The organism is Actinotalea sp. JY-7885 (assembly GCF_014525465.1).
Classification (GTDB): Bacteria; Actinomycetota; Actinomycetes; order Actinomycetales; family Cellulomonadaceae; genus Actinotalea.
Window position 1 is genome coordinate 1 of the sequence record NZ_JACEXH010000256.1, and the last position, 3,199, is coordinate 3,199.

Annotated in this window: 3 protein-coding genes; all 3 read left to right on the forward strand. The window is 73.6% G+C overall.

All coding sequences use genetic code 11. The features are described from left to right. A partial coding sequence (gene rho / locus IDM29_RS15820) for a transcription termination factor Rho (RefSeq protein ID WP_188037772.1) occupies window positions 1-1,508 on the forward strand: 1,508 nt, incomplete at its 5' end. A gap of 126 nt (window positions 1,509-1,634) precedes the next feature. Next, window positions 1,635-1,856, forward strand: a complete 222-nt coding sequence (gene rpmE / locus IDM29_RS15825) for a 50S ribosomal protein L31 (protein ID WP_182111656.1) — start codon at window positions 1,635-1,637, stop codon at window positions 1,854-1,856. Window positions 1,857-1,973: 117 nt separating this feature from the next. Beyond that, window positions 1,974-3,065: a peptide chain release factor 1 gene (gene prfA / locus IDM29_RS15830; protein WP_188037773.1), complete on the forward strand. Its 1,092-nt coding sequence runs from the start codon at window positions 1,974-1,976 to the stop codon at window positions 3,063-3,065. The last annotated feature ends 134 nt before the right edge of the window (window positions 3,066-3,199 follow it).

Sequence of the window (3,199 nt, forward strand, 5' to 3'; positions counted from 1 at the left end):
GGGGCGAGGGCGCCCCGGTCGACGCCGAGGGCGCGCCGCGCGAGCAGCACGACCCCCAGGCCGGCCAGCGCGACCAGCGCGCCGAGTCCCCGCGCGGCGACCAGCGGACCGAGCAGCGTGACCAGCAGCGCGGCGACCAGCAGCGCGGTGACCAGCAGCGCACGGAACCGCAGCGCCAGCAGCGCCAGGCACCCGCCCAGGGCCGCCCCGAGGTGTTCGAGGACGACGAGCCCGGCGGCCGGCGTCGTCGGGGTCGCTACCGCGACCGGGACCGCACCACCAAGCGGCGCCCGGGCCGGGGCGGCGGCGAGCTCGCGGGCTACGACGAGGTCGAGGTCAGCGACGACGACGTGCTGCTGCCCGTCGCGGGCATCCTCGACATCAAGGACAACTACGCCTTCGTGCGGACCTCCGGCTACCTGCCGGGCGACAACGACGTCTACGTCTCCACCAACCAGGTGAAGAAGTACGGCATGCGCAAGGGCGACGCGATCGTCGGCGCCGTGCGCCAGCCGCGCGACGGCGAGCCGCTCCCGCAGGGCCGCAACTCCAAGGTCAACGCGCTCGTCCGGCTCGACTCGATCAACGGCATGTCGCCCGAGGAGTCGCGCGCCCGGCCCGACTTCGGCAAGCTCACGCCGCTGTACCCGCAGGAGCGCCTGCGCCTGGAGACCGCGCCGAACCTCCTGACGACCCGCGTCATCGACCTGGTCGCGCCCATCGGCAAGGGGCAGCGCGGCCTGATCGTCTCGCCGCCCAAGGCGGGCAAGACGCTGGTGCTGCAGGCGATCGCCAACGCGATCACCACGAACAACCCCGAGGTCCACCTCATGGTCGTGCTCGTCGACGAGCGCCCCGAGGAGGTCACGGACATGCAGCGCACGGTCAAGGGAGAGGTCATCGCCTCGACCTTCGACCGGCCGGCCGACGACCACACCACCGTCGCGGAGCTCGCGATCGAGCGCGCCAAGCGGCTCGTCGAGCTGGGGCAGGACGTCGTCGTGCTCCTCGACTCGATCACCCGCCTGGGCCGTGCGTACAACATCGCCGCACCGGCGTCCGGCCGGATCCTGTCCGGCGGCGTCGACTCGAGCGCGCTGTACCCGCCGAAGCGGTTCTTCGGCGCGGCCCGCAACATCGAGAACGGCGGCTCGCTGACGATCCTGGCCACGGCGCTCGTCGAGACCGGGTCCAAGGCCGACGAGGTCATCTTCGAGGAGTTCAAGGGCACCGGGAACATGGAGCTCAAGCTCTCCCGGGCGCTCGCGGACAAGCGGATCTTCCCGGCCGTGGACGTGGACGCCTCGGGCACGCGCCGCGAGGAGATCCTCATCCCGGCCGACGAGCTGAAGATCAGCTGGAAGCTGCGGCGCGTGATGAGCGCGCTCGACCAGCAGCAGGCGATCGAGCTGCTGCTCGGCAAGCTGCGCGAGACGCACAGCAACGTGGAGTTCCTGCTCCAGGTCCAGAAGACCACGCCCAGCGCCCCGGGCCACCGGGACGAGTGAGGTGGCCCGGCGCCGGGGAGGGAAGATTCGGACCGTCCCCGGCGTTCTGGCAGACTGTTCCACCGGTTCCGGTTCACGTGCGCGGTCCCGCGCACGACCCGGCGGCCATCTGATGAGGAGAAGCCCGTGAAGAAGGACATCCACCCGGAGTACGTCACCACCTCGGTGACCTGCACCTGCGGCAACACGTTCACGACGCGCAGCACGGCGAAGGCCGGCGAGATCCACGCCGACGTCTGCAGCGCGTGCCACCCGTTCTACACGGGCAAGCAGAAGATCCTCGACACCGGTGGCCGCGTGGCCCGGTTCGAGGCGCGGTACGGCAAGAAGGCCGACGCCGCCAAGTAGCACCCTCGACGCCGGCGGACCCCCGCCCGGACGCGCCCTCCATGGCACGCCGGACGCGGTGGGACCGCCGGCGTCGTCGTGCCCGCCCTGCCACCCACCCACCGTCCGGAGCCGACGATGAGCGAGACCACCGACGCCGTCGCCCCGCTGCTCGCCGAGCACGCCCAGATCGAGGCGCAGCTCGCCGACCCCTCGGTCCACGCCGACGCCGGCCGGGCCCGGTCGCTCGGCCGCCGCTACGCCGAGCTGGGCCGCGTCGTCGCGGCCTACCGCGCGTGGGAGCAGGCCGACGGCGACGCCGCGGCCGCCGCCGAGCTCGCGCCGGACGACGACGCCTTCGCGGCGGAGCTGCCGGCGCTGCGCGAGGTGGCCGACGAGGCCGCCGCCGTGCTGCGGCGGGTGCTCGTCCCGCGCGACCCCGACGACGCGCGCGACGTGATCCTCGAGATCAAGGCGGGGGAGGGCGGCGAGGAGTCGGCGCTCTTCGCCGGCGACCTGCTGCGCATGTACGTGCGGTACGCCGAGCGGCGCGGCTGGGCCACGCAGGTGCTCGACGCGACGCAGTCCGACCTCGGCGGCTACAAGGACGTGACGCTCGCGGTCAAGGCGCGCGGCACCGTGGCGCCCCAGGACGGCGTGTGGGCCCACCTGAAGTACGAGGGCGGCGTCCACCGGGTGCAGCGCGTGCCGGTCACCGAGTCGCAGGGCCGCATCCACACCTCCGCCGCGGGCGTCGTCGCCCTGCCCGAGGTCGAGGACGCCGGCGAGGTCGCGATCGACCCGAACGACCTGCGGATCGACGTCTACCGCTCGTCGGGCCCCGGCGGGCAGTCGGTCAACACCACCGACTCGGCCGTGCGCATCACGCACCTGCCCACCGGCCTGGTCGTCTCGTGCCAGAACGAGAAGTCCCAGCTCCAGAACAAGGAGCAGGCGCTGCGCATCCTGCGCGCGCGCCTGCTCGCGGCGCGGCAGGAGGAGGCGGCCGCGGCCGCGTCCCAGGCCCGGCGCTCCCAGGTCCGCACGGTCGACCGCTCCGAGCGGATCCGGACGTACAACTTCCCGGAGAACCGGATCGCCGACCACCGCACCGGCTACAAGGCGTACAACCTCGACCAGGTGCTCGACGGCGACCTCGACCCGGTCGTGCGCTCGGCGATCGAGGCCGACGAGGCAGCCCGGCTGGCGGCGGCGGGCGGCCAGGCGTGAGCGGCTCGGTCGACGTCCCGGCCGCCGTGCCGCTCGCGGACGCCCTGCGCCGCGGGGAGCGCGTGCTGCGCGACGCCGGCATCGCCTCGGCGCGCACGGACGTCGAGCTCCTCGCCGCCCACCTGCTCGGCACC

Bases quoted from the DNA above. Each gene is read 5' to 3' on its own strand.
- prfA (WP_188037773.1), top strand. From the start codon at position 1,974: ATGAGCGAGACCACCGACGCCGTCGCCCCGCTGCTCGCCGAGCACGCC.